This window comes from Arthrobacter sp. PsM3, from assembly GCF_030433895.1.
Lineage (GTDB): Bacteria > Actinomycetota > Actinomycetes > Actinomycetales > Micrococcaceae > Arthrobacter.
Window position 1 is genome coordinate 139,119 of record NZ_JARUXE010000002.1, and the last position, 23,649, is coordinate 162,767.

Annotated in this window: 20 protein-coding genes; 9 read left to right on the forward strand and 11 right to left on the reverse strand. The window is 67.2% G+C overall.

From position 1 onward, the window contains the following. Positions 1 to 125: 125 nt before the first annotated feature. The 4 genes from mshA (at position 126) to QCD75_RS22160 (ending at position 4,284) form a co-directional block, all read left to right on the forward strand. A complete protein-coding gene (gene mshA / locus QCD75_RS01570) occupies positions 126 to 1,412 on the forward strand; it encodes a D-inositol-3-phosphate glycosyltransferase (protein ID WP_301225012.1) in 1,287 nt (428 codons plus the stop codon). Positions 1,413 to 1,470: 58 nt separating this feature from the next. Next, positions 1,471 to 3,243, forward strand: coding sequence for a formate--tetrahydrofolate ligase (locus QCD75_RS01575; protein WP_301225014.1), 1,773 nt, complete (start codon positions 1,471 to 1,473; stop codon positions 3,241 to 3,243). 123 nt (positions 3,244 to 3,366) lie between these two features. Beyond that, a complete protein-coding gene (locus tag QCD75_RS22155) occupies positions 3,367 to 3,825 on the forward strand; it encodes a hypothetical protein (RefSeq protein ID WP_367400616.1) in 459 nt (152 codons plus the stop codon). Positions 3,826 to 3,930: 105 nt separating this feature from the next. Beyond that, positions 3,931 to 4,284 carry an endonuclease domain-containing protein gene (locus QCD75_RS22160; RefSeq protein ID WP_367400617.1) on the forward strand — a complete coding sequence of 118 codons (354 nt, stop codon included), beginning with the start codon at positions 3,931 to 3,933 and terminating at the stop codon, positions 4,282 to 4,284. Between the two features lie 84 nt (positions 4,285 to 4,368). On the opposite strand, the gene QCD75_RS01585 is transcribed toward QCD75_RS22160, so the two are convergent. From QCD75_RS01585 to glmS, 8 genes are all read right to left on the reverse strand, one after another. Then, entirely contained in the window at positions 4,369 to 5,454 is a 1,086-nt protein-coding gene (locus QCD75_RS01585) for an inositol-3-phosphate synthase (RefSeq protein WP_301225016.1), read from the reverse strand. A 171-nt stretch (positions 5,455 to 5,625) separates the two neighbouring features. Continuing rightward, positions 5,626 to 6,663, reverse strand: a complete 1,038-nt coding sequence (gene mgrA / locus QCD75_RS01590) for an L-glyceraldehyde 3-phosphate reductase (RefSeq protein WP_301225018.1) — start codon at positions 6,661 to 6,663, stop codon at positions 5,626 to 5,628. A gap of 15 nt (positions 6,664 to 6,678) precedes the next feature. Next, complete coding sequence (gene treZ, locus QCD75_RS01595; RefSeq protein ID WP_301225020.1) at positions 6,679 to 8,493, reverse strand: malto-oligosyltrehalose trehalohydrolase; 1,815 nt, start codon at positions 8,491 to 8,493, stop codon at positions 6,679 to 6,681. 43 nt (positions 8,494 to 8,536) lie between these two features. Beyond that, the gene (treY, locus tag QCD75_RS01600; protein WP_301225022.1) at positions 8,537 to 10,876 is read right to left on the reverse strand and encodes a malto-oligosyltrehalose synthase; all 2,340 of its coding nucleotides are present in this window, start codon (positions 10,874 to 10,876) and stop codon (positions 8,537 to 8,539) included. Continuing rightward, entirely contained in the window at positions 10,873 to 13,110 is a 2,238-nt protein-coding gene (gene glgX / locus QCD75_RS01605; RefSeq protein WP_301225024.1) for a glycogen debranching protein GlgX, read from the reverse strand. Before glgX ends, treY begins: the two co-directional genes overlap by 4 nt. Positions 13,111 to 13,201: 91 nt before the next feature. Continuing rightward, positions 13,202 to 14,716: an NAD(P)H-hydrate epimerase gene (locus QCD75_RS01610; protein ID WP_301225026.1), complete on the reverse strand. Its 1,515-nt coding sequence runs from the start codon at positions 14,714 to 14,716 to the stop codon at positions 13,202 to 13,204. Between the two features lie 63 nt (positions 14,717 to 14,779). Further along, positions 14,780 to 15,127: a holo-ACP synthase gene (locus QCD75_RS01615; protein WP_175321209.1), complete on the reverse strand. Its 348-nt coding sequence runs from the start codon at positions 15,125 to 15,127 to the stop codon at positions 14,780 to 14,782. A gap of 4 nt (positions 15,128 to 15,131) precedes the next feature. Then, positions 15,132 to 17,024 (reverse strand): glutamine--fructose-6-phosphate transaminase (isomerizing), encoded by a 1,893-nt coding sequence (gene glmS, locus QCD75_RS01620; protein WP_301225030.1) that lies wholly within the window; start codon positions 17,022 to 17,024, stop codon positions 15,132 to 15,134. A 134-nt stretch (positions 17,025 to 17,158) separates the two neighbouring features. Here glmS and coaA point away from each other — a divergent pair, with 134 nt between their 5' ends. The 3 genes from coaA to mscL all read left to right on the forward strand — a co-directional run bounded on the left by coaA (position 17,159) and on the right by mscL (position 19,542). Continuing rightward, the gene (gene coaA / locus QCD75_RS01625; RefSeq protein WP_301225032.1) at positions 17,159 to 18,124 is read left to right on the forward strand and encodes a type I pantothenate kinase; all 966 of its coding nucleotides are present in this window, start codon (positions 17,159 to 17,161) and stop codon (positions 18,122 to 18,124) included. A gap of 35 nt (positions 18,125 to 18,159) precedes the next feature. Beyond that, positions 18,160 to 19,059: a M15 family metallopeptidase gene (locus tag QCD75_RS01630; RefSeq protein ID WP_301225034.1), complete on the forward strand. Its 900-nt coding sequence runs from the start codon at positions 18,160 to 18,162 to the stop codon at positions 19,057 to 19,059. Between the two features lie 75 nt (positions 19,060 to 19,134). Next, positions 19,135 to 19,542 (forward strand): large conductance mechanosensitive channel protein MscL, encoded by a 408-nt coding sequence (gene mscL / locus QCD75_RS01635; protein ID WP_301225036.1) that lies wholly within the window; start codon positions 19,135 to 19,137, stop codon positions 19,540 to 19,542. A 67-nt stretch (positions 19,543 to 19,609) separates the two neighbouring features. Here the strand turns inward: mscL and glmM are convergent, their stop codons facing one another. From glmM to rplM, 3 genes are all read right to left on the reverse strand, one after another. Further along, on the reverse strand, positions 19,610 to 20,971 hold the full coding sequence (gene glmM / locus QCD75_RS01640; RefSeq protein ID WP_301225038.1) for a phosphoglucosamine mutase: 1,362 nt from the start codon (positions 20,969 to 20,971) through the stop codon (positions 19,610 to 19,612). A 181-nt stretch (positions 20,972 to 21,152) separates the two neighbouring features. Further along, entirely contained in the window at positions 21,153 to 21,659 is a 507-nt protein-coding gene (gene rpsI, locus QCD75_RS01645) for a 30S ribosomal protein S9 (RefSeq protein WP_301225040.1), read from the reverse strand. Positions 21,660 to 21,695: 36 nt separating this feature from the next. Beyond that, positions 21,696 to 22,139 carry a 50S ribosomal protein L13 gene (rplM, locus tag QCD75_RS01650; RefSeq protein WP_024367145.1) on the reverse strand — a complete coding sequence of 148 codons (444 nt, stop codon included), beginning with the start codon at positions 22,137 to 22,139 and terminating at the stop codon, positions 21,696 to 21,698. 293 nt (positions 22,140 to 22,432) lie between these two features. On the opposite strand from rplM, the gene QCD75_RS01655 reads away from it, so the two are divergent. Beyond that, a complete protein-coding gene (locus QCD75_RS01655; protein WP_301225046.1) occupies positions 22,433 to 23,098 on the forward strand; it encodes a prepilin peptidase in 666 nt (221 codons plus the stop codon). Between the two features lie 270 nt (positions 23,099 to 23,368). Further along, the gene (locus QCD75_RS01660) at positions 23,369 to 23,572 is read left to right on the forward strand and encodes a Flp family type IVb pilin (protein ID WP_301225048.1); all 204 of its coding nucleotides are present in this window, start codon (positions 23,369 to 23,371) and stop codon (positions 23,570 to 23,572) included. The last annotated feature ends 77 nt before the right edge of the window (positions 23,573 to 23,649 follow it).

The following is a 23,649-nucleotide window of genomic DNA, read 5'->3' on the forward strand; positions in this document are numbered from 1 at the left end:
GCATGCCCGGCGCTGTGACCGGCGCCGGCCGCCGGCCTGTGAACCCGCGGGAACTTCAGGAGTAGTGTTTTATCGAAACGCAGTTCCGGCAGCGTCCGCAAGGGCCTGTCCAGAGAGGGAGATGAATGTCGCTGATCCGCCGCGTGGCCTTCCTCTCGCTGCACACCTCCCCGATGGAGCAGCCCGGTTCCGGCGACGCGGGCGGCATGAACGTGTACATCCGGGCCCTCGCCGCGGCACTGGCCGAAACCGGCGTCGAGGTGGAGATCTTCACCCGGTCCACGGCCGCCGGCCAGGCCGCCGTCGAGCACCCCTCCCCCGGGGTCTGTGTGCACAACGTCCTGGCCGGCCCGTCCCGGAAGCTGCCCAAGGAAGAACTGCCCGAGCTGCTGCACAGCATGGTCGCCGAAATCGACCGGATCCGGCAGCTCCAGCCACACGGCCGCTACGACGTGATCCATTCGCACTACTGGGTTTCCGGGGTGGCCGGGCTTGAACTCGCCAGCCTGTGGGGCCTGCCCCTCGTCCACACCATGCACACCATGGCCAAGGTGAAGAACCTGCACCTGGTCGCGGGCGAGCAGCCCGAGCCGCGCCGGCGTGAGGACGGCGAGCAGCGGATTGTGGACGGCGCCACCCGGCTGATCGCCAACACCGGCACGGAAGCGGCGGAGCTGGTCTCGCACTACAGCGCGGACAACGACCACATCGACGTGGCGCCGCCCGGCGTGGATCTGGGCATTTTCACCCCTGCCTTCCGCACCCGCGCCCGCGCCGAGCATGGGGTGCCGCCGGGCCGGTTCCATCTGCTGTTCGCCGGCCGGATCCAGCGGCTCAAGGGCCCGCAGATCCTGGTGAAGGCCGCCGCCCTGCTGCGGGACCGGCGCCCGGACATCGACCTGCAGCTGACCATCGTCGGAGCGGTCAGCGGGTCCAAGGACTTCGATCTGAAGTCGCTGATCACCGCCGCCGGAATGGACGACGTCGTCACCCATCACCCGCCGGTCAGCGCACCGAAACTCGCCGGCTGGTACCGGTCCGCCGACGTCGTGGTCATGCCCTCCTACAGCGAATCCTTCGGCCTCGTGGCACTCGAAGCCCAGGCCTGCGGGACACCGGTGGTCGCCACCAAAGTCGGCGGACTGTCCCGTGCCGTGTTCGACGGCCGCACCGGGCTGCTCATCGAGGGCCACAAGCCCGCCGACTGGGCCGACGCCCTGGAAGCCCTGTATGACGACCCGGAGACCCGAGGGGACATGGGGCGCGCGGCCGCCCTGCACGCGCAGGAATTCGGCTGGCAACGCACCGCCGCCATCACGCTGGAGAGCTACCACACCGCGTTGAGCCAGTACTTTGGAAACCTGACCATTCCGGTGGGCCACACGCCCTCAACCGGAACCATGGGCCGGTAACAGCGGCCTGAAACCACTGGCCGGAACACCCACCGACGCCACGAGCCAAAGGACAACGATGCCTGAATCGACGATTCCCGGATCCGCCGCCACAGCAGCTGCCGGTACCGCGGCGGGGGCCGGGGCCGCTGTTGCGGGGGCCGCCGCGCTGAGTGATCTGGAGATCGCGCAGCGGGCCACGATGCGGCCGATCGAGGAGATCGCCGCAGCGGCCGGAATCAACGCCGAGGCCCTCGAGCACTACGGCCGGTACAAGGCGAAAATCGATCCGGCCAAGCTCGCCGTTCGGCACCCCGGCGGTGTTCCCCGCACGCCCGGCAAGGTGGTGCTGGTCTCCGCGATGTCGCCCACACCAGCCGGCGAGGGCAAGTCCACCACCACCGTGGGCCTGGCGGACTCCCTGGCCCGGGCTGGTCACAAGGTGATGATCGCACTGCGCGAACCGTCACTGGGCCCGATCCTGGGCATGAAGGGCGGCGCCACCGGCGGCGGTTACTCCCAGGTCCTGCCGATGGACGAGATCAATCTGCACTTCACCGGCGACTTCCACGCCGTCACCTCGGCGAACAACGCCCTGATGGCCCTCGTCGACAACCACATCTACCAGGGCAACGAACTGAACATCGACCCGCGCCGGATGACTTTCAAACGCGTGCTGGACATGAATGACCGGTCGCTGCGCGAGGTCGTCATCGGCCTCGGCGGGCCGACCCAGGGCATCCCCCGGCAGGACGGCTTCGACATCACGGTGGCCTCCGAGATCATGGCGGTGTTCTGCCTCGCCGCCGACCTCGCGGACCTGCGGGAGCGGCTCGGCCGGATCACCTTCGGCTACACCTACGACCGGCAGCCGGTCACAGTGGCGGAACTGGGCGTCCAGGGCGCCCTGACCATGCTGCTCAAGGACGCGCTCAAACCGAACCTGGTGCAGACCATCGCCGGGACCCCGGCCCTGGTGCACGGCGGACCGTTCGCGAACATCGCCCATGGCTGCAACTCCCTGATCGCCACCCAGACCGCACGCAGCCTGGCGGACATCGTCGTCACCGAGGCCGGATTCGGCGCCGACCTGGGCGCGGAGAAATACATGGACATCAAGTCCCGCATCGCCGACGTGGCGCCGTCCGCCGTCGTCGTGGTGGCGACCGTCCGGGCGCTCAAGATGCACGGCGGCCTCCCCAAGGACCAGCTCAAGGAGCCCAACCTGGACGCGCTGGCCGCCGGCGTCGTCAATCTCCGGCGACATGTGCGGAACGTGGAGAAGTTCGGCATCACGCCGGTGGTGGCGATCAACAAGTTCGCCACAGACACCCGGGAGGAGCTGGACTGGCTGCTGGAATGGTGCGCCGCCGAGGGCGTCCAGGCGGCCGTGGCCGATGTCTGGGGCTGCGGCGGGGGCGGCGACGGCGGCGACGAACTCGCGGCCAAGGTCGCCGCGGCCATCGACGCCCCGCACACCTTCCGGCACCTGTACCCGCTGGAGATGTCGGTGGAGGAGAAGATCCGGACCATCGTGCAGGAGATCTATGGCGCCGACGGGGTGGATTTCTCGGTCCCGGCGCTCAAGCGGCTCGCGGAGATCGAGAAGAACGGCTGGTCCGGCTTCCCGGTCTGCATGGCGAAGACCCAGTACTCCTTCAGCGACGATGCCACCAAGCTCGGCGCCCCGAAGGGTTTCACCGTGCACGTCCGCGATCTCATCCCCAAGACCGGCGCCGGCTTCATCGTGGCCCTCACCGGCGCGGTCATGACGATGCCGGGCCTGCCGAAGACCCCGGCCGCGATGCGTATGGACGTCGACGACGAGGGCAACCCCGTCGGCCTCTTCTAACCCTCCCGTTGCGCTATCACTTTTGGCTGCCATTTCGGGTGAATGGCAGCCAAAAGTGATAGCGCAACGGGGCCCTGTGGATAACCGAAGCGGGAATCCGCCGTTCGGATAAGAATGGTCCGCATGCACCCACCAGCAGCCCTGCCGGCCCACCTCGCCTCCGCCCCGTTCACCGTCTACGAGGCGCGGGCTGCCACCCTGGGTAGCGCCCGGCTGCGCGCTGCCGATCTCTCGACGGCCGGCCAGTTGCTCTATTTGCCCACTGGCTGGGAGTTTGAACTCCGGGGGCTGGCCCGTGCCCTGTCCGCCGCGACGCCGGGCGCATGGATTTCGCACCTCACGGCCGCAACGTTGCTGGGGCTGTGGCTACCGTCCTGGTACCGGGGCTGCCGGGAACTGCATCTCAGCAAGCCCAATGCCCTGCCACCTGTCCGGCGTGATGGCGTGGTCGGGCATACCGTCCTAATGTTCGACGACGAGCTTATGGTCTGGGACGGAATCCTGATTTCAACGCCCGCGCGGACCTGGCTGGACCTGGCCCGTATCCTGCCGCTGGAGGACCTCGTGGCAGTGGGCGATTAGCTGGTGCGGCAGCCCCGCGTTGGGCTCGAGGGCCGCACCCAGCTGTGGGCGACACTTTCCCAGCTCACGGCGATGCTCGCACGGCATCCAAAACTCAAAGGAATCGTGAAGGCTCGCCAGGCTCTCGAGCTCATCCGGCCCGGCTCCGACTCCGCGCCGGAAACGTTCCTGCGCCTGGCGTTAACCGATGCCGGGCTGCCGGAGCCCGAGCTGCAGCTCAAGATTATGCCGGGCGACCCCTATTCCCCCGCTGCGGACCTTGGCTACCGGCGGCAAAGGGTCGCCATCCAGTACGATGGCGGCCACCACCGCACGCGCGAGCAGCAGTCCCGCGACAACCGCCGCGACGAATCGTTCAACGCGGCCGGCTGGCGCTATTTCAAGTTCAACGCCGACGATCTGGCAGATGACTTCCGCGGCGCCGTCCGACGGGTCCGGCTCTCGCTCCACGGCCGTTAAACGCCGATTGCCCTATCACTTGTGGCGGTCAAACCAGGGGTTTGAGCACCGTAAGTGATAGGGCAACCGGGGGGTGGGGCAGGGTTAGCGCTCCAGGTCGCCGCGGATGAAGGCCTCGACCTTGTCACGGGCGAGGTCGTCGTTGAACTGCTCCGGCGGGGACTTCATGAAGTAGCTCGACGCCGAGAGCAGCGGGCCGCCGATGCCGCGGTCCAGGCCGATCTTGGCGGCACGGATGGCGTCGATGATCACGCCGGCGGAGTTGGGCGAGTCCCAGACCTCAAGCTTGTATTCGAGCGACACCGGGGCGTCGCCGAAGTTGCGGCCCTCGAGCCGGACGAAGGCCCATTTGCGGTCATCGAGCCACTGGACGTAGTCCGACGGACCGATGTGGACGTCGCGGGGCGCGATCTCGGCTTCCACGTTGGAGGTGACGGCCTGGGTCTTGGAGATCTTCTTGGACTCGAGGCGGTCGCGTTCCAGCATGTTCTTGAAGTCCATGTTGCCGCCGACGTTCAGCTGGTAGGTCCGGTCCAGGGTGACGCCGCGGTCCTCGAACAGCTTAGCCATGACGCGGTGCGTGATGGTGGCACCGATCTGGCTCTTGATGTCATCGCCCACGATGGGGACACCGGCGGCGGTGAACTTGTCCGCCCAGGCCTTGGTGCCGGCGATGAAGACCGGCAGGGCGTTGACAAAGCCAACCCCGGCGTCGATCGCGCACTGCGCGTAGAACTCCGCGGCTTCCTGCGACCCGACCGGAAGGTAGCAGACCATCACGTCGACCTTGGCGTCCTTAAGGGCCTGGACGACGTCGACCGGCTCCTCCGTGGACTGCTCGATGGTCTCGAGGTAGTACTTGCCGAGCCCGTCGAGGGTCGGCCCGCGCTGGACGGTGACACCGGTCGGCGGGACGTCTGCGATCTTGATGGTGTTGTTTTCGCTGGCCAGGATGGCCTCGGACAGGTCCAGGCCCACCTTCTTGGCGTCAACGTCGAACGCGGCAACGAACTCGACGTCGTTGACGTGGTACTTGCCGAACTCCACATGCATCAGCCCGGGAATCGTGGCCTTGGGATCGGCATCCCGGTAGTACTCAACGCCCTGGACCAGCGAAGTGGCACAGTTTCCTACGCCGACGATTGCAACACGAATCGGATGTGAAGACACGGAACTCCTTTGAGAACAAACTTCAAATGCCCGGGCGAGGACGCGCTGATGCGCGGCGGCGGCAGACGGGCATGGCGCCGTACGGCGCCCTTAGCATTCTAGTCAACGGCGCCGGCCGGCTGCTTGTTCCCGCCAGCCGGCGCCATCTGTGTTACTTGCGGCCGCAGCCGGCTACTTCTGGGCCCACAGATTGATGTCGGACTCGACGGCGAACTCGTCGATCGCCGTCAGCTCCGCCGCGGTGAAGTCGAGATTGTTGACCGCGGACAGGGTGTCCTCGAGCTGCCGGACGCTGGACGCGCCGACGAGCGCGGAGGTCACGGAGGACCCCTTGCCCTGCTCGCGCAGGATCCAGGCGATGGCCATCTGCGCGAGGGTCTGCCCGCGGCCCTCGGCGATCCGGTGCAGGCCGCGCACCCGGTCCAGTTTGTCCTCGGTGATGCTGTTTTCGTCCAGCGACTTCTCCTGCGCGGCACGGGAGTCGGCCGGGATCCCGTTCAGGTAGCGGTCGGTGAGCATGCCCTGCGCCAGCGGCGAGAACGCGATCGAGCCGGCCCCCACCTGCTCCAGCACCTCGTACAGGTTGGGGCTGCCGTTTTCGGTCCAGCGGTTCAGCATGGAGTAGCTGGGCTGGTGGATCAGCAGCGGGGTGCCGAGTTCCTTCAGGATCCGGGCGGCCTCGAGGGTCTGTTCCGGGGTGTAGGAGGAGATGCCCGCGTACAGGGCCTTCCCGGAGCGGACAGCGTAATCCAGGGCGCCCATGGTCTCTTCCATCGGCGTTTCCGGGTCCGGCCGGTGGCTGTAGAAGATGTCCACGTAATCCAGGCCCATGCGGCCCAGGGACTGGTCCAGGCTGGCGAGCAGGTATTTGCGGGAGCCCCATTCGCCGAACGGGCCCGGCCACATGTTGTAGCCGGCCTTGGTGGAAATGATGAGCTCGTCCCGGTAGGGGGCGAAGTCGTCCCTGAGGTGGCGGCCGAAGTTGGTTTCCGCGGAACCGGCCAGCGGCCCGTAGTTGTTGGCCAGGTCGAAGTGGTTGACGCCAAGGTCGAAGGCCCGGCGGAGGATGGCCCGCTGGGTTTCGAAGGGCTTGTCGTCGCCGAAGTTGTGCCACAGGCCAAGCGAAATGGCCGGGAGCTTCAGCCCGCTAAGGCCGACGCGGCGGTAGGGCATGGAGTCATAACGGGTCTCTGCTGCAACATACGTCATTCGTAAAATCCTGTCCTATTTCGAGATGATGGCGGCGCTGTGGCCGGGCAGGTCGAGCTGGCCGGCGTCGAGGCGCACACCGGCGTCGGTGGCCAGCGCAATCGAGGCACCGGCAACGCCGAGCCGGCGCGGTTCGGCGGAGAAGTTCATCGCCACCTCCGTGCGGCCGCGGCGCAGGCGCAGCCAGCCGTCGGCGTCGCTGAAGGCCACGGCGGTGTCGTCGAAGCCCAGGCCCGCGAGCTCCGGCGTCGAGCGCCGCAGCGCGATGAGCTGCCGGTACAACTCCAGCAGCCGCGCGTGCTCCCCCGACTCGGCTTCGGCCCAGTTGAGCTTGGAGCGGGTGAAGGTGTCCGGGTCCTGCGGGTCGGGCACGACGGCGGGGTCCCAGCCCATCCGCTCGAACTCCCGGATCCGGCCCTCCGCGGTGGCCTTGCCCAGTTCCGGTTCCGGGTGCGAGGTGAAGAACTGCCACGGGGTGGTGGCACCGTATTCCTCGCCCATGAACAGCATCGGCGTGAACGGGGACGTCAGGGTTGCGACGGCGGCCAGTGCCAGCTGCCCGTAACCGAGGGTCTGGGAAAGCCGGTCACCTGTGGCCCGGTTGCCGATCTGGTCGTGGTTCTGGCTGCAGACCACGAGGGCTGCCGGGTGGACAGCGGCCGTGTTGATGGGCCGGCCGTGGTGCCGGCCGCGGAAGCTGGAGTAGCTGCCGTCGTGGAAGAACCCGTCGACCAGGACCTTCGCCAGCGCGCCGACGGAGCCGAAATCCTCGTAGTAGCCGGTGGTCTCGCCGCTGACGTTGACATGGACGGCATGGTGGAAGTCATCGCTCCACTGTCCGGCCAGGCCGTAGCCGTTGGCATCCCGCCGGTAGAGCAGGCGCGGGTCGTTGAGGTCCGACTCGGCGATCATCGTGGCACGGCGCCCGGTTTCAGCGGAGACTTCGTCCGCAAGCGCACCGAATTCCTCCAACAGGTGGATGGCCCGCTCGTCCTTGAAGGCGTGCACGGCATCGAGCCGCAGCCCGTCCACGTGGTAGTCCCGCAGCCACATGGCGGCGTTCTCGAGGATGTAGCGGCGCACGACGTCGGAGCCGGGGCCGTCGAGGTTTACCGAGTCGCCCCAGGTGTTGCCCTCCCCCGACTTCAGGTACGGACCGAAGCGCCCAAGGTAGTTCCCGCTGGGGCCGAGGTGGTTATAGACCACGTCCTGGATGACGCCCAGCCCGGCGGCATGGGCGGCGTCGACAAAGCGCTGGTACGCCGCCGGCCCGCCATAGCCTTCGTGCACCGCGTACCAGAGGACCCCGTCATAGCCCCAGTTGTGGGTGCCGTTGAAGCCGTTCACCGGCAGCAGCTCCACGAAATCAATGCCAAGGTCCACCAGATAGCCGAGCCTGCCGATGGCTGCATCCAGCGTACCCTCCGGGGTGAAGGTCCCCAGATGCAGCTCGTAAATCACGGCCCCCTGCAGCCCGCGGCCCCGCCACTGCCCGTCTGCCCACTCGTGGCTGCCGGCGTCGAAGGTCCGCGACAGCGAGTGGACGCCCTCGGGCTGCCGCCGGGACCGGGGGTCCGGCAGCGGTATGGTGTCCCCGTCGAGCAGGTAGCCATAGTCCACGTCCCCGGAGGCCGGGGCGTCCGGGGCGGTCCACCAGCCGCCCGTGCCGTCAGCGCCGCCCAGCCCGGCCAGGCCGGGACCGTCGCCGGAGATGCGGCGCATCGGGTACTCCCGGCCGCCGGCGAGCAGCGTGACGGTGTGCGCGTCCGGCGCCCAGAGGTTGAAGCGTTCGTGTGCAGGCAGGGTGGTTCCGTGTGCAGGCAAGGTCATGGCATTCTTCCGTTCCCCGAGATGGGTTCGTCGGTGGGTGCGGTCAGGAGGTGGGCACCAGCAGCGCCACCGGGTAGTCGCGGAGGATGGCGGAGAGGGGCACCGTGCCGGCGCGGAAGGTGCTCCCCGTCAGCTCGTCCGCCATGTCCACGGCAAGGTCGACGGCGGTGTCCCGCCAGCCGCCCAGCTGTTCCAGTCCCCGCGGCAGCCGGGTCGCGAGCGTGAGAGCCCCGGCGCCCGCGGCACTGCCGCGGTCAAAGCCGACCAGGTGCCCGGCCGCAGAGCCGGTGGCGGCCACGGGGCGGTAACCGGTGAACAGCTCCGGGCGGTCGCGGCGCAGCCGCAGCGCCCGGGAGGTGACCAGGAGTTTCGCCGCGTCGTCGGTGTACGACGCCGGGAGGTCCCCGGCGTCGAGCGCCGCCAGGGCCGCGCGCCGCGCAGCGTAGTCGAACGGGCGGCGGTTGTCCGGATCCGTCAGCGAGCGGTCCCAGAACTCGGTGCCCTGGTAAACATCCGGGACCCCGGGCATGGTCAACTGCACCAGCTTGGCCCCAAGCGAATTGACGGCACCATAGGGCGTCAGGAGCTCCACGAGGGTTTCCAGTTCTGCCCGGACCTGAGGGTTGTCGAAGACCGCGTCCACAGCCGCGGAGAGCTGCTTCTCGAAGGCCTCGTCCGGGTCCAGCCAGTCGGTCGAGTTGCCGGCCTCGCGGGCCGCCTTCTGCGCGTAGTACTGGAGGCGGTCACGGTCCGCGGGCCAGGCACCGGCAATGGACTGCCACAACAGGTTCGCGAGCGGCCCGTCGGGCAGCGGCGCCACTTCCTGCAGCCGGGCCAGGGCGGCCTTCCATTCGCCCGCCAGCTCGGCGAGTACCGAGATCCGGGCGCGGGTGTCCTCGCTGCGTTTGGTGTCGTGCGTGCTCAGCGTGGTCATGGACAGTGGAAGCTCCGCCTGCCGGCGGGCCATCCGGTGGTGGAATTCCTCTGGCGCGATGGAGAACTCGGTGGGATCGGCCCCGACCTCCGTCAGCGTGCCCAGCCGGGTGTAGCGGAAGAACGCGGTGTCCTCCACGCCCTTGGCCATGACCATGCCGGAGGTCTGCTGGAAGCGGCGTCCCAGCTCGGCGCCGGCTTCCGGACCGGCGTCGAGCAGCAGCGGCAGCAGCAGCCCGACGGCGTCCGCCAGCTCGGGGCGGCGGCGGACGGCGAGCGCGCACGCTTCCCGCAGGACCTCCGCCCCCTCGGGCAGGTAGCTGCGGTAGACCGGGAAGGCGGCGATGATTTCGGCGAGCGCATCGGCGGCAGGTTCGACGCCGAGCCCCGTTCCGGGCGGCACCAGCCGCGCCAGCCGGAGCATCTCGGAGTGCAGGATCCCGTCCGTGATCCGGCGCTTGGTGCCCCGGATCATCTCCTCGTAGTCGGCGGGCTGGCCGCCGCGCAGTTCCGTGTCGAGGGCGTCGAGGGCCTCCTGCCCGGCGGGGTCGACGAAGAGCCGGTCCACGTCCGCGAGGGCGTCGTAGCCGGTGGTTCCCTCGCAGTCGAAGCCGGCCGGAAGCACTTCCCCGGGCTCGAGGATCTTCTCGATCAGCAGGTAGCTGCCGCCGCTGACCTCGCGGAGCCGGCGCAGGTACCCTTCCGGGTCGGCCAGGCCATCCGGGTGGTCGATGCGGAGCCCGTCGACCAGCCCTTCGCGGAACCAGCGGACGATCTCCGAGTGGGCCTCATCGAAGACCTCCGGGAGCTCCACCCGGATGCCGGCGAGGCTGTTGACGGCGAAGAACCTGCGGTAGTTCAGCTCGTCGTCGGCCCGGCGCCAGCCGATCAGTTCGTAGTGCTGCCGGTCGTGGACCTCGCGGGGGTCATCCGCAGTGGGGTCACCGGCCGTATAGGTTCCCTCGGCGAGCGGGAAGCGGTGGTCGTAGTACCGCAGCTCCCCGTCCTTGATTTCCAGCGCGTCAACGTCGGAGTCGGATCCCAGCACGGGGATCCGGACCCGGCCGCCGCCGAAGTCCCAGTCAACGTCGAACGCCGGGGCGTAGCGGGACTGCTGCCCCTCCTTGAGCAGGGACCACCACCACGGGTTCTGGACCGGGGTTGCGACGCCGACATGGTTGGGCACGATGTCGACGAGCACCCCCATGCCGGCTTCCCGTGCCGCCTGCGATGCGGCGAGCAGGCCCTCCGCGCCGCCACGGTCCGGGTCGATCGCGGAGGGGTCGGTGACGTCATAGCCGTGGTCCGAGCCCTTCTCCGCGGTCAGGATGGGCGAGAGGTAGATCCAGTCCACGCCGAGCGACTTCAGGTAGGGCACGGTCCCGGCAGCATCCTGGAGGGTGAAGCCGGGCCGGATCTGAAGCCGGTAGGTGGAGACGGGTGTCCTCATTTGGCGGTAGCTTTCGCGACGGCTGCGGCGGCCTCGTCCTGGGCCTCCACCATCTCCTCGATGGCCTCCTCGTGCTCGGCCATGGAGGCCAGTGAAGCGGCCGCGGAGTAGTCCACTTCCACCTCGGGGCCGGAATGGGCGCGGAGCACCACCATGGACTTGGCTGCCAGTTTCAGCACCGCCTGCGCCTTGAGCGGTTCTTCGGTGTTCGCCTGGTCCGCGGTGTCCACCAGGACGTCCCAGAACTTCGAGTATTCCTCCGCGGGCAGCGCAAAGTCCACGTCGTCGTCGTGGGCGTTGAATGCGAGCACAAAGCTGTCGTCGGTGATCCGGCGGCCGCGGGAGTCCTGCTCCTGGATGCCGTGGCCGTTGTAGAAGACGCCGATGGTCCGGCCGAAACCGCTGTCCCAGTCCTCCGGGAGCATTTCGGTGCCGTCCGTGTTCAGCCAGACGATGTCCGGCAGCTTCTCGCCCTCACCGCGGCGCACCGGGCGGCCGTCGAAGAAGCGGCTGCGCCGGAACGTCGGGTGGTCATGGCGGATCTTGTTGACGACGGCGGTGAACTCCACCAGCGGCTGGTCCATGGCTTCCCAGTGGATCCAGCTCAGCTCGGAGTCCTGGCAGTAGGTGTTGTTGTTGCCCTGCTGTGTGCGGCCCAGTTCGTCACCGTGCAGAAGCATCGGGACGCCCTGCGAGAGCAGCAGGGTGGCGATGAAGTTGCGCTGCTGGCGGGCGCGGAGGGTCAGGACGTGGTCGTTGTCCGTGTCCCCCTCTTCGCCGCAGTTCCAGGACCGGTTGTGTGATTCGCCGTCGTTGTTGCCCTCGCCGTTGGCGTCGTTGTGCTTCTCGTTGTAGGAGACGAGGTCGCGCATGGTGAAGCCGTCGTGGGCGGTGACGAAGTTGATCGAGGCCACCGGGCGCCGCGCCGAGCTTTCGTACAGGTCCGCGGAGCCGGTCAGGCGGGAGGCGAATTCGCCCAGGGTCGAGGGCTCGCCGCGCCAGAAGTCGCGGACCGTGTCGCGGTATTTGCCGTTCCATTCGGTCCATTGCGGCGGGAAGTTGCCCACCTGGTAGCCGCCCGGGCCGATGTCCCAGGGTTCGGCGATCAGCTTGACCTGGGAGACGATCGGGTCCTGCTGGATGAGTTCGAAGAAGGTCGACAGTTTGTCGACGTCGTAGAACTCGCGGGCCAGCGTGGAGGCGAGGTCGAAGCGGAAGCCGTCGACGTGCATTTCCGTGACCCAGTAGCGCAGGGAGTCCATCAGCAGCTGGAGCGAGTGCGGGTGCCGGACGTTGAGGGAGTTTCCGGTGCCGGTGTAGTCCATGTAGTGCTTCAGGTCGTCATCGACCAGCCGGTAGTAGGCCTGGTTGTCGATGCCCTTGAAGGACAGTGTGGGGCCGAGGTGGTTGCCTTCCGCGGTGTGGTTGTAGACCACGTCCAGGATCACTTCGATGCCGGCCTTGTGCAGATCGCGGACCATGGCCTTGAATTCCTGGACCTGGTGCCCCACATCGCCGGAGGAGCTGTAGGTGTTCTGCGGGGCGAAGAAGCCGATGGTGTTGTAGCCCCAGTAGTTGTTGAGGCCCTTCTCCTCGAGCGTGCCGTCGTTGACGAACTGGTGCACCGGCATCAGCTCGATCGCGGTGACGCCGAGCTTCTTCAGGTGGTCGATCACCGCCGGGTGCGACACACCTGCATAGGTGCCGCGCTGTTCCTCGGGGATGTCCGGGTGGAGCTCGGTCAGGCCCTTGACATGGGCCTCGTAGATGACCGATTCGTGGTACGGGACGCGCAGCTGGCGGTCGCCGTCCCATTCGAAGAAGGGGTTGATGACCACGCCGTGCATGGTGTGCGGTGCCGAGTCGCTGTCGTTCCGGGAGTCGGGGTCACCGAATTCGTAGGTGAAGAGCGCCGGGTCCCAGTCGATCTGGCCCTGGACGGCCTTGGCGTAGGGGTCCATCAGCAGCTTGTTCGGGTTGAAGCGGTTGCCGTGCTCCGGCTCGTACGGGCCGTGGACCCGGTAGCCATATTTCTGTCCCGGCTGGATGTGCGGCAGGTAGCAGTGCCACACGTAGCCGTCCACCTCGGTCAGCTCAATCCGCGTCTCGCTCAAATCATCAGCGAGGATGCACAGCTCCACCCGCTCGGCGCGTTCGCTGAACAGGGCAAAGTTGGTACCAGTGCCGTCAAAGGTGGCTCCCAGCGGGTATGCCGTTCCGGGCCAGACTTCCATGTGTACTCCTCATGCATAAGCGGACAATCTCTAGACAGACTACTTGTAAGTAGGGTTATCATCCCTGTCGGGACGGTTGGCGGGCTCTGCGTTACATCGTCCGCAGCACCTCCGGGACGGCCCCGGCGATGCCGCCCGCCCTCACCGGCGCGCCGTCCGAGGCGAGGCTTCCGGCCCGGCCGTGGACGCTGGCGGCCATCGCCGCGATGCCGGCCCAGCGGTCTGCCGCCGGGATGCCGAGGGCGGCGAACGCACCGGGGCTTTCGGCCAGCTGAGCCAGCAGGGAACCGAGCACACCGGCCAGGACATCCCCGCTGCCGGCCGTGGCCAGCCAGGGTGTCGCCTCGGCCTGGCTGAAGACGGCACCCGACGGTGCGGCCACCAGCGTTGTGGCGCCCTTGAGTAGCACGGTGGCGCCGGTCAGGTCGCTGGCCCGCCGGGCCGCGGCGAGGGTGGCGTCCTCCACGTCGGAGCGGCCGGGTTCGGCGCCGTACCGCGCCAGCAGGGCGGCCAGTTCGCCGGCGTGCGGTGTCAGGACAAAGTGCGGGGCGAGGGCCCGGGGCAGGGCCGGCAGGGCCCCGGCGTCCGCCACGACGGGAAGCCCGCTGGCTGCGGCTTCGCGGACGCGCTCCAGCTGCTCGTGGGCATCTTCATCGAGGCCCGGGCCCAGGAGCCAGGCCTGGACGTGGGTGTCAGCTGCGCTCCCGGATCCGCAGACGACTTCGGGGCAGGAGCGCCGGACCAGGTCGGCGACGTCCGGCGGGCCGAGGTAGCGCACCATCCCAGCCCCGGACGCCAGCGCCCCGCGGCAGGCGAGCACCGCTGCGCCGGGGTAGCGCGACGAGCCGGCCACGATGCCAAGGACGCCGCGGGAGTACTTGTGCGAGCGGCGGCCGGGACGCGGCAGCAGGACGGACAGGTCCTCCGCTTCGAGGCGGCGCAGGGCCGGCTCCGGGAGGGCGGCGTCGATTCCTATTGGGATGACCAGCACCCGGCCGGCGAAGTCCGCGCCGGGATCGGCCAGCAATCCGGCCTTGGCGGCCCCGAAAGTCACGGTCAGCTCCGCCTGCAGCACCGGGGCATGGGCCTCGCCGGTATCGGCGTCCACGCCGCTGGGGATGTCGCAGGCCACCACGAGCCCGGCCCGCGATCGTCCCAGTGCCTCGATCAGTGCCGCGGCAGGGCCCCGCAGGCCGCCCTGGGCGCCGGTACCGAGGACCGCGTCGATGACGACGTCGGATGCGGCGGCGGCTGCCGACGCGTCGGTCACGTTCTCTGGCGTCAGCCGGAGCACCCGGCCGCCGGCCTTGTGAAAGGCCGCGAGCCCTGCGGGGTGGGCCCCGTCGGCGGTGAGCAGCGCCGTCGTCCGCATGCCGCGGCCGGCCAGCATCGCGGCGGCGAACAGTCCGTCGCCGCCGTTGTTGCCTTTGCCGGCGAGCACCGTGGCGCTGGCGCCGTAGAGGCGCCCCCCGCTGGCCCGCAGTTCGCGGACCACCGCATTGGCCAGCCCGTAGGCGGCCCGCTGCATCAGGACAGCGCCCATACCTCTTTCCAGAAGCGGCTTTTCGGCCCCTCGTATCTGGGTTCCGGTATAGGCGCTGATCATGGTTTCAGTCCATTCGCGGTGCAGTCGCTGCGGGAAGTCCGGCTCGGTTCAGGCTGGGAATGCTCAGCCTTCGGCGATCACCGTGGCCGTGGCGATGCCGCCGTCGTGGCTGATCGAGAGGTGCCAGCGTTTGACGCCCTTCGATTCCGCGACGGCCAGCACCGTGTCCTTGACCTGGACGGTCGGCCCGTTCTGGTCCAGTCCGATCCAGCAGTCCTGCCAGTTCATGCCGGCCGGGGCACCGAGCACCTTGGCCACGGCCTCCTTGGCGGCGAACCGGGCGGCCAGGGAACGCGTGTTCAGTTCGCGCTCCGCGGGCACGAACAGCCTGTCGCGCAACCCGGGGGTGCGCTCCAGCTGCCGGCCGAACCGTTCAATGTCTACGACGTCTACGCCAATGCCAACAATCATGGCGCTATTCTACGGTCACGCTCTTGGCCAGGTTGCGGGGCTGGTCCACGTCGTAGCCCTTGGCGCTTGCGAGTTCGGCGGCGAAGATCTGCAGCGGCACCACGGCCAGCAGTGGAGCGAGGAGCGTCGGCGCCGCTGGAATGTAGAAGACATGCTCGGCGTACGCCTTGACCGCCTCGTCCCCCTCTTCCGCAATCACGATGGTCTTGGCGCCGCGGGCGCGGACTTCCTGGATGTTGGAGACCACCTTCGCGTGCAGCGAATCCCGGCCCCGGGGCGACGGAACGATCACGAAGACCGGCTGGCCCTCCTCGATCAGCGCGATCGGGCCGTGCTTGAGCTCTCCGGCGGCAAAGCCTTCGGCGTGGATGTAGGCGAGTTCCTTGAGCTTGAGCGCGCCCTCCATCGCCACCGGGAAACCGACGTGGCGGCCCAGGAACAGCACGGATTTGGCGTTGGCCATCTCCCGGCCGAGTTCCTTGATCTGGCCCTCGTTGTCAAGGATCTGCTGGATCTTGGCCGGGATCTTGCCAAGGTCCGCAAGAATGTCCTTGATTTCGCCCTGGAACATGTTGCCGCGCAGCTGCGCCAGGTACAGGCCAAGGAGGTATGCGGCGGTGATCTGCGCGAGGAACGCCTTGGTCGAGGCCACTGCGATCTCCGGGCCTGCGTGGGTGTAGAGCACGGCATCGGACTCACGCGGGATGGTGGAGCCGTTTGTGTTGCAAATGGAGATCGTCTTGGCGCCCTGCTCCTTCGCGTAGCGGACGGCCATCAGCGTGTCCATCGTTTCGCCGGACTGGGAGATGGATACCACCAGGGTGTTCTCATCGACAATCGGATCACGGTAGCGGAATTCGTGCGAGAGCTCGACCTCCGTGGCAATCCGGCACCAGCGCTCAATCGCGTACTTCGCGACCTGCCCGGCGTAGGCCGACGTGCCGCAGGCGAGCACGATGATCTTGTTGATGTGCTTGAGCAGTTCCGGATCGATCCGCATCTCATCGAGGGTCAGCTTGCCGTCGAGGTCCGAACGCCCGAGCAGCGTCTGTGCGACCGCGTCGGGCTGATCGTGGATTTCCTTTTCCATGAAGGACGGGAAGCCGCCCTTTTCCGCGGATGCCGGGTCCCAGTCAACGTGGTATTCCTTGCCCTCGGCCGGAGCACCGAAGAAGTCGGTAATGTCGACGGTGTCGGCTGTGATGGTGACAATCTGGTCCTGGCCGAGTTCCACGGCGCGTCGGGTGTAGTCGATGAAGCCGGAGACGTCGGAGCCGAGGAAGTTCTCGCCGTCGCCGAGGCCGACGACGAGCGGGGAGTTGCGGCGGGCCGCCACGACGACGTCGGGCTGGTCAGCGTGGATGGCCAGGAGGGTGAAGGCGCCTTCCAGGCGCTGGGAGGCGAGCTGCATCGCTTTAGTGAGCCCGCCGTTGGAGTTGTCGCCGCCCAGCTGGTTCCGGTAGACGTCACCCAGCAGTGCGGCGGCCACTTCGGTGTCAGTTTCCGAAATGAACTTCACACCTTTGTCCAGCAGTTCCAGCTTCAGTTCCGCATAGTTCTCAATGATGCCGTTATGGATCACGGCCAGCTTGCCCTCATCGGCGAGATGAGGGTGGGCGTTCTGGTCCGTGGGGCCGCCGTGGGTTGCCCAGCGAGTGTGACCGATGCCGGTCAGCGATTCCGGCAGCGGGCGGGCCTCGAGTTCAGCGATCAGATTGCTCAGTTTGCCCGACTTCTTGCGGGACGAAATGGTTCCGTCAGCTACCACGGCGATGCCTGCAGAGTCATAGCCCCGGTATTCCAAGCGCCGCAGTCCCTCAAGGACAACGTCCAGGGCATTGTGTCCAGTATTTACCCGGCCAGCGGAGTGGCCCACATATCCAACGATTCCACACATGGACGTAAGCCTAGCGGGTTTCCCGGAAAGCCGGCGTAAGATGACCGGCCACAACACGCCGTTGGAGGCCCGGGCGGAGCATCCCCGGAGCGCCCCATTTCGCTCTGGACGGTGGGGAGGGCAGAATCTCTAGGGTGACTTTGCAACGCAATGATGCGAACGGCGACGGCGTCTCCCCGTTCGTGGAGCTGGACCGGCAGACCTGGTCCCGGCTCGCTGCCCAAATGGAGCAGCCCCTCAACCAGGAGGACGTGCTCCGTCTCCGCGGCCTCGGCGATCCCCTGGATATGAAGGAAGTCCGCGAGGTCTACCTCCCGCTGTCCCGGCTGCTGCACCTGTATGTCGAGGCGGCGGGCCAGCTCCACGCGGCCACGACCACCTTCCTGGGAGAGCAGACCCAGCGCACACCGTTCGTGATCGGCGTCGCCGGCTCGGTGGCTGTGGGCAAGTCGACCATCGCCCGCGTGCTCCGCGAGATGCTCCGCCGCTGGCCCGGCACCCCCAATGTTGAGCTCATCACCACGGACGGCTTCCTGTACCCGCTGGCGGAACTCAAGCGGCGCCAGCTGCTGGAACGCAAGGGATTCCCCGAGTCCTATGACCGCCGCGCGCTGCTGCGCTTTGTGAGCGAGATCAAAAGCGGCGCCGAGGAAGTCCGGGCGCCCTGGTACTCCCACGTGACCTATGACATCGTCCCGGGCAAGGAAGTAGTGGTGCGCCGTCCCGACGTGCTGATCGTCGAGGGGCTGAACGTCCTGGCGCCGGCCCGGCCGCGGCATGATGGGCGCCAGGGACTGGCCCTGAGTGACTTCTTTGATTTTTCCATCTATGTTGATGCCAAAACGTCCTACATTGAGGAGTGGTACGTGGACCGCTTCCGCAAACTGCGGACCACAGCGTTCGCGCAGCCGGAGTCCTACTTCCACCGCTACGCCACGCTCTCGGACGTCGAGGCGGAACAGACTGCCCGCGACATCTGGAAGCGCATCAACGAACCAAACCTTGAGGAAAACGTGCTCCCCACCCGCGGCCGCGCCCAGCTGGTCCTCACCAAGGACCCCGACCATTCCATCCGCCGCATGCTGCTCCGCAAGGTCTAGCACAGGTGTGCTACGACGCGTCCGCGGGATCTCCGGTGGCGCCGGAACCCGTTCTGCGCACCCACGGCCGGCGGGCCTTCAGCCGCCTGCTGCTCGCCGGATCCGGCCTCGCGGCGCTGAGCGCCTGTGCCCCGGAAGCTCCCCGGCCGGTGCTGCCGGACCCGGCTTCGGCCTCGGGCTCGGGCTCAGCGTCAGCGACGACGGCGGGTGCCGGGACGCCGTCGGCCGTTGCCGGCGGCACGCCGTCCGCTGAGAGTCTGCCGGCCAGTCCCGACGCGACGACGCCGGAGACCGCGCCGCCGTCCCCGGCGCCCTCCGCCGCGGCCGTGCGGCAGCACTCGCTCACCGACCCGGCGAGCCCCTGGGTGGTCGTGAACAAGCACCGCCCGCTCTCCCCCGCCACGTATCGGCCGGCGGACCTGGTCCAGCCGGGCGTCCGCCTGGCCACCTCCGGCGAAGCGGCGCTGCTGAACAGCACGACGGCGGCCGCGGCGGAGCGGATGTTCGCCGCTGCGGCCGGGGCAGGCGTCATCCTGACCCTGGCCAGCGGCTACCGGTCCTATGCGACGCAGACCGGAACGTACAACGGGTATGTGTCCTCGCGCGGGCAGGCGGAGGCCGACACCGCTTCGGCCCGGCCAGGCTACTCCGAGCACCAGACCGGCTGGTCCTTCGACCTGGGCGACGGCGGCGGGGCCTGCAGCTTCCAGCCCTGCTTCGCCGAGCAGCCCGCAGCGGTCTGGGCCAGGAACAACGCTTACCTGTTCGGTTTCGTGGTGCGTTACCCGTGGATGCTCCACACCATCACCGGCTACTACTACGAGCCGTGGCACCTGCGCTACATCGGGGTCGAGGCCGCGGGAGACATGAGCACCCGTAGCATTGCCACCCTAGAGGAGTACTTCGGGCTCGAGGCAGCACCGGCATACCTGTAGCAGGCACACCGACACGGACCACGGACCTAACCTGCCCGACACGGCGTGTTCACGCAACTGGGCTAGGTTGGGCACATGCTGACAGGATTCAAGAACTTCATTCTCAAGGGCAACGTCGTGGACCTTGCCGTCGCAGTCGTCATCGGCGCCGCGTTTGGCGCCGTGGTCACGGCCCTTGTCCAGAGCGTGCTGATGCCGTTCATTTCGGGCCTCGTTGGGGCGCCCAACTTCGACAGCTTCGCTGTCTTCACCCTGAACGGCAACGACATCAAGTTTGGCGTGTTGCTGACCGCGATCGTCAACTTCCTCCTGGTCGCTGCAGCCATCTACTTCGTGGTCGTCGTCCCCATGAACCACATGATCGAACGGCGCAACCGCCGCCTCGGCATCAGCCCGGAGGTCAAACAAGAGGCAGCCGAGGACCCGCAGATCGCCCTGCTCACCGAAATCCGTGACGCGCTCCGCACGGAGCGCCCGCGGTAACTCCCCACAACCACCAAAGGCGCGTCCCGCAGGGGCGCGCCTTTCGTAGGTCAGGAGACAGTAAGGCTCATTCCGCGACGAGCTCCAGGGCCAGCTCGGTCCGGACCACCTCAGCCAGGCGCTCCGCGACGTCCTGGGCGGTCTCCTGGGAAGCCGCCTCCACCATGACACGGACCACCGGTTCGGTTCCGGAGGGACGCAGGAGCACCCGACCGGTTTCACCAAGCTCGGCCTCGGCGAGGGCCACGGCCGCGGCCACGGCCTCGTCACCCTTGACCCGGGTGCGGTCGACGCCCTTGACGTTGATCAGGACCTGCGGAAGCTTGGTCATCACTGCCGCAAGTTCCTTCAGCGGCCTGCCGGTGAGGGCAACCTGGGCCGCAAGTTGAAGCCCGGTCAGCACGCCGTCGCCGGTGGTCGCGTGTTCGGAGAAGATCACGTGGCCGGACTGCTCGCCCCCAAGGCTGAAGCCGCCCTCGCGCATTGCTTCGAGGACGTACCGGTCCCCCACCCCGGTTTCCCGGATGGCGATGCCGGCATCGCGCAGGGCCAGCTTGAGGCCGAGGTTGCTCATGACCGTGGCCACCAGCACGTCGTCCTTGAGCTTGCCCGCTTCCTTGAGCGCGATCGCGAGGACCGCCATGATCTGGTCGCCGTCAACCTCGTTGCCCTCGTGGTCCACGGCAAGGCAGCGGTCGGCGTCGCCGTCGTGGGCGATGCCCAGATCGGCCCCGTTGGCGACGACTGCGGCCTTGAGCGGCGAAAGGTGGGTGGATCCCACGCCGTCGTTGATATTGAGTCCGTCCGGTTCAGCGCCGATGACAATCACCTCGGCGCCCGCGGTCTTGAAGACCTGGGGGGAGCAGCCGCTGGCCGCGCCGTGGGCGCAGTCCACCACCACCTTGAGTCCGTCGAGGCGCTGCGGGAGCGTCCCGAGCAGGTGCACGATATAGCGGTCCTCCGCGTCGGCGAAACGCTGGATCCGGCCGACCTCCCCGCCGACGGGCCGGAACGGCGCTTTGCCGAGCTGGTCCTCGATGGCATCCTCCACCTCGTCGGGGAGCTTCTGTCCGCCGCGGGCGAAGAACTTGATGCCGTTGTCCGGTGCCGGGTTGTGAGAAGCGGAGATCATTACGCCGAAGTCTGCGTCCAGGTCGGCCACGAGGTAAGCCGCGGCCGGCGTCGGGAGGACGCCGGCGTCGTAGACGTCGATGCCGGAGCTGGCCAGCCCTGCTTCCACGGCCGCGGCGATGAACTCGCCGCTGGCGCGGGGGTCGCGGGCAACCACGGCGCGCGGGCGCGTTTCGCTCGTATTGCGGTCATGGCCAAGCACGACGGCGGCGGCCTGGGCCAGCTGCAGCGACAGCTCAGCGGTCAGCAGGCCATTGGCCAGGCCTCGGACTCCATCTGTTCCAAATAATCTAGACATCGGGTCAAGCTTAGACGATAGGCGGGGCTGGGCCGCTACGGACACCACCGCCCGGGAAGTGGGTGGGGTCACGGCGCGGCCCTCGGATGAGAGCGCAACAGCCGGTTAACGGCAAAAGCCCGCCCCGCCATGGTGGCGGAACGGGCTTTCGTGCAAGCGCCAGAAGCGCTTGGAAGCGGTCTTAGCGCTTGGAGTACTGCTGAGCCTTACGGGCCTTCTTGAGGCCGGCCTTCTTGCGCTCGATGACGCGGGCGTCACGGCGCAGGTAACCGGCCTTCTTCAGCGTGGCGCGGTTGTTCTCGGTGTCGATCTCGTTCAGTGAACGGGCGATGCCGAGGCGCAAGGCACCGGCCTGGCCGGAAATGCCGCCACCGTGGATGCGGGCCATGACGTCGTAGGCGCCATCAAGATCCAGGATCTTGAAGGGCTCGTTGACGTCCTGCTGGTGCAGCTTGTTCGGGAAGTAGTTGGCCAGCTCGCGGCCGTTGATGGTCCACTTGCCGGTGCCGGGCACGATGCGAACGCGTGCCACGGCTTCCTTGCGACGGCCAACTGCTGCGCCGGCAACCGTGAGGGCCGGGCGTTCCTTCTTGGGCGCTTCTGCTTCCGCAGGACCGCTTTCCGAGGTGTAGCTGGTCAGGTTTTCCTCAGCCACAACGGCCTCGGTGGTCTCTTCGTTCTGAGCCACGATTCTCCTTGCTAAAAAGTTGTTTGGTGGCCAGGACTACTGGGCGACCTGGGTGATTTCGTAAGTCTTGGGCTGCTGTGCGGCGTGGGGGTGCTCGGCACCCTTATAGACCTTTAGCTTGCCCAGCTGCTGTGCAGCGAGGGAGTTCTTCGGAAGCATGCCCTTGATGGCCTTCTCCACGGCGCGGACCGGGTTGGATTCCAGCAGCTCCGCGTAGGTGACGGAGGTCAGGCCGCCCGGGTAACCGGAGTGGCGGTATGCGCGCTTCTGCTCCAGCTTGGCGCCGGTGAGGGCAACCTTTTCAGCGTTGATGATGATGACGAAGTCGCCCATGTCCATGTGGGACGCAAAGGTGGCCTTGTGCTTGCCGCGCAGCAGGATTGCGGTCTGGCTCGCGAGACGACCAAGGACAACGTCTGTGGCGTCAATGACGTGCCACTGGCGGTTGATATCGCCGGGCTTCGGGGTGTACGTACGCACGGTGTTTGCCTCGTTCTTGTTCTGGCGTTCTTGTTTTAGGCGTCACGCGGAGGTGCACCTACTATCTATGCGCTACCGGAACAGAGGTGAGGGCTCCATGTAACCAGTCGTCCTGAGTCTCGAATGTGCACGTTGAGTAGTCATCCTGCAACCGGATCCTCAAGCGGGCACGCATCATCGAGAAGGACACGCACAACGACTACCAAGAATAGCCGATGACGTGTCGCTGGGTCAAAATGAGGTGTCCGGATGCATTCTGCCCGCCCCCGGCCCGCCGTATCCCTGGAGGAACCGTGTTCGACACCGCCGCCGCCGGCTCCGCATCGCCGCTCTTTGTTGCAGTGGTGGGACTTGCCGGCGCATGCCTGGGGCTGCTGGCCCACGCCCTCATCCGGCGCGCCCTCCCCCAGCTGGCCGGCGAGGCCACCACCCGGCTGAGGATCACGACGGCGGCCGCCACCTTTGCGCTCTCGGCCCTGCTGGCCTGGCGCTTGGGGATTGCAGCCGAACTTCCCGCATACGTATTACTCGGCATATTCGCCGTTCCGCTTGCCCGGATTGATATCGCGCATCACTTGCTGCCGGACCGGCTGGTCGGGCCGTTGCTGGGGGGCGGCCTGGTGCTCCTGGCCTCCGCCGCGCTGGCCCACGGAGTTGCGGGTGACCTGGTTCGCGGAGTCGCCGGGTCCGTAATCCTGTTCATTTCTTACTTAATTCTTGCCTTGACCAGCAGAAACGGCCTCGGAATGGGTGACGTGAAGCTCGCTGCACCACTTGGACTGTACTTAGGCTACCTAGGCTGGTCGCAACTGTTCTACGGCGGAGCCCTGGCCTTCGTCGCAGGCGGCCTCGCTTCCGTGATCCTGGTGCTGAAAAACCGAGGGAACAAGCCAAAAGAGATTGCCCACGGCCCCTCGATGCTGGCAGCAGGACTCGCCATCGTCCTGCTTCTTCCGTAACTCTTGCCACTGCCGTAACTCTGCCCCCATTAGTAAGCAGGCGTAACAAAACAAGTACCAAGCCCCCATAGGCCGGGGTGAACTGAGTACACGCCTGATAGCCATAGGTGTCGCGCTCCTATTCCATCGAAAAAATTCGAGTATTCCGATGCATTGCTGCGCCCTTAATCGTCATGCAAATGTTGTTCCAACGAAGCCCCGGAAATAAAGCAACAGGGGATTTGCCGGGAATTCGTTTACTACTCAAACTCTGGAAAAGGAAAACCCAAAATGACTGGTCTCATGGTCTCAATGATTGCTTTCGTCGCCGGCGTAAAGGACCGACTCACCTCCGAAAAGGGCGCCACCGCCGTTGAATACGGAATTATGGTCGCGCTGATCGCAGTCGTCATCATCGCCTCGGTCGCCCTCTTCGGCACCAGCCTCCGCACTGTCTTCACCAACATCACGACCCAGCTCAACACGGTCCGATAAGCAGCCTCACCGCCCGCCGCCCTGCCGGCTGTCCGCCATATGGGGGACAGCCGGCAGAGTCGTTCCCGGCCCGGGAA

Coding starts and splice junctions, on each gene's coding strand:
- mshA (WP_301225012.1), top strand. CDS start 126: ATGTCGCTGATCCGCCGCGTGGCCTTCCTCTCGCTGCACACCTCCCCG.
- QCD75_RS01575 (WP_301225014.1), top strand. CDS start 1,471: ATGCCTGAATCGACGATTCCCGGATCCGCCGCCACAGCAGCTGCCGGT.
- QCD75_RS22155 (WP_367400616.1), top strand. CDS start 3,367: ATGCACCCACCAGCAGCCCTGCCGGCCCACCTCGCCTCCGCCCCGTTC.
- mgrA (WP_301225018.1), bottom strand. CDS start 6,663: ATGACGTATGTTGCAGCAGAGACCCGTTATGACTCCATGCCCTACCGC.
- treZ (WP_301225020.1), bottom strand. CDS start 8,493: ATGACCTTGCCTGCACACGGAACCACCCTGCCTGCACACGAACGCTTC.
- treY (WP_301225022.1), bottom strand. CDS start 10,876: ATGAGGACACCCGTCTCCACCTACCGGCTTCAGATCCGGCCCGGCTTC.
- glgX (WP_301225024.1), bottom strand. CDS start 13,110: ATGGAAGTCTGGCCCGGAACGGCATACCCGCTGGGAGCCACCTTTGAC.
- QCD75_RS01610 (WP_301225026.1), bottom strand. CDS start 14,716: ATGATCAGCGCCTATACCGGAACCCAGATACGAGGGGCCGAAAAGCCG.
- QCD75_RS01615 (WP_175321209.1), bottom strand. CDS start 15,127: ATGATTGTTGGCATTGGCGTAGACGTCGTAGACATTGAACGGTTCGGC.
- glmS (WP_301225030.1), bottom strand. CDS start 17,024: ATGTGTGGAATCGTTGGATATGTGGGCCACTCCGCTGGCCGGGTAAAT.
- mscL (WP_301225036.1), top strand. CDS start 19,135: ATGCTGACAGGATTCAAGAACTTCATTCTCAAGGGCAACGTCGTGGAC.
- glmM (WP_301225038.1), bottom strand. CDS start 20,971: ATGTCTAGATTATTTGGAACAGATGGAGTCCGAGGCCTGGCCAATGGC.
- QCD75_RS01660 (WP_301225048.1), top strand. CDS start 23,369: ATGACTGGTCTCATGGTCTCAATGATTGCTTTCGTCGCCGGCGTAAAG.